At 66.5% G+C, this 1,776-nt stretch carries 1 protein-coding gene; it reads left to right on the top strand.

Features of this window, described 5'->3' with window-relative positions; all coding sequences use genetic code 11:
- Nucleotides 1-300: 300 nt before the first annotated feature.
- Nucleotides 301-1,776 (top strand): SulP family inorganic anion transporter (locus tag EQG76_RS26775; protein ID WP_159717971.1); only part of this gene is annotated, 1,476 nt, incomplete at its 3' end.

The raw sequence follows: 1,776 nt of genomic DNA on the forward strand, positions 1-1,776 counted from the left end.
GAAACGTGATCAGAAGTGAAGCCCCCGGTTGCCGGCATCGGTGACAGCCTCTACCCTCCGCCCGTCGGCGCCGATCGCGCCCGTCTGAAGACGACCTCTGTCGTGTCGAGGCCAATGTAGGATCCGCTACCATAGCGCCCTGGCGTCCGGCGGCTGCAGTTTTCCCGTAGCCCGAGCGGCCTTGCGTCCTGGCGCAGGTGAGCCTTCGCGATCCTGTACGACCCGTCGTCCCAACCCTGCAGCATTTCCCGAGCACCCACCGCACGTGGCGGCGGCGTTGCCGGTTCATCGGATAGATTCATGCGTTCTCAGCAGGTTGCCCCCTTGCGCGAACAGTGGTTCGGCAACATCCGCGCGGATGTGCTGGCCGGCCTGGTCGTGGCCCTGGCACTCATCCCCGAGGCGATCGCATTCTCGATCATTGCGGGCGTCGACCCGAAGGTCGGCCTCTACGCCTCCTTCTCCATCGCGGTGATCAGCGCCATCGTCGGCGGCCGGCCCGCCATGATCTCGGCCGCCACCGCCGCCACCGCGGTGCTGATGACCAGCCTGGTGCGCGACCACGGCCTCCAGCACCTGCTGGCCGCCACCGTGCTCGCCGGGATCATCCAGGTCCTGGCTGGCGTCTTCCGGCTGAACTACGTGATGCGCTTCGTGTCGCGCTCGGTGATGACCGGCTTCGTCAACGCGCTGGCGATCCTGATCTTCCTGGCCCAGGTGCCGGAGATGGTGAACGTGCCGCTCCTGACCTACCCGATGATCGCCGCCGGCCTCGCGATCATCTACCTGTTCCCGCGCCTCACCACGGCGATCCCGTCGCCGCTGGTTTGCATCCTGGTCCTCACCGCCGTGACGCTCGCCTCCGGCATGGAGCTGCGCACCGTCAGCGACATGGGTGCCTTGCCGGACTCCTTGCCGACCTTCTTCGTCCCCGACGTGCCGTTCAACCTGGAGACGCTCCGGATCATCCTGCCCTATTCGCTGGGCGTGGCGGCGGTGGGCCTGCTCGAATCGCTGATGACTGCGCAGATCGTCGACGACCTGACCGACACCCCGAGCGACAAGCGGCGCGAGTGCTTCGGCCAGGGCATCGCCAATTTCTGCACGGGCTTCATCGGCGGCATGGCGGGCTGCGCCATGATCGGCCAGTCGGTGATCAACGTGAAGTCGGGTGGCCGCGGGCGCCTGTCCACCTTCTGCGCCGGGATCTTCCTGCTGTTCCTGATCGTGGTGCTGGGCGACTTGGTGGGGATGATCCCGATGGCGGCATTGGTCGCGGTCATGATCATGGTGTCGGTCGGCACGTTCAGCTGGCGCTCGCTGCTCAACCTGCGCACCCACCCGCGCAGCTCCAGCATCGTGATGCTGGCGACCGTGGCCGGCGTAGTCATCACCCATAACCTCGCGATCGGGGTGGTGATCGGCGTGCTGCTGTCCGGGATCTTCTTCACCTGGAAGATCGCCCAGATCTTCCGTGTCACCTCCGAGCTCTCGCCGGACGGCACCCACCGGACCTACTGGGTGGAAGGGCAGGTGTTCTTCGCCTCGGCCGACGAGTTCGGGGATTCCTTCGACTTCCGGGAAGCGTTGGAGAAGGTCACCATCGACGTGAGCCGCGCGCATATCTGGGACATCTCCAGCGTGGCGGCGCTCGACCGGGTGATCCTGAAGTTCCGGCGCGAGGGCGCGGAGGTTGAGGTGGTCGGGCTGAACCAGGCCAGCGAGACCATCGTCGACCGCCTCGGCGAGCACCACAAGCCAGGTGCGCTCGAGCGC

Origin of the sequence: Geminicoccus flavidas (assembly GCF_009806515.1) — a bacterium.
Classification (GTDB): domain Bacteria; phylum Pseudomonadota; class Alphaproteobacteria; order Geminicoccales; family Geminicoccaceae; genus Geminicoccus; species Geminicoccus flavidus.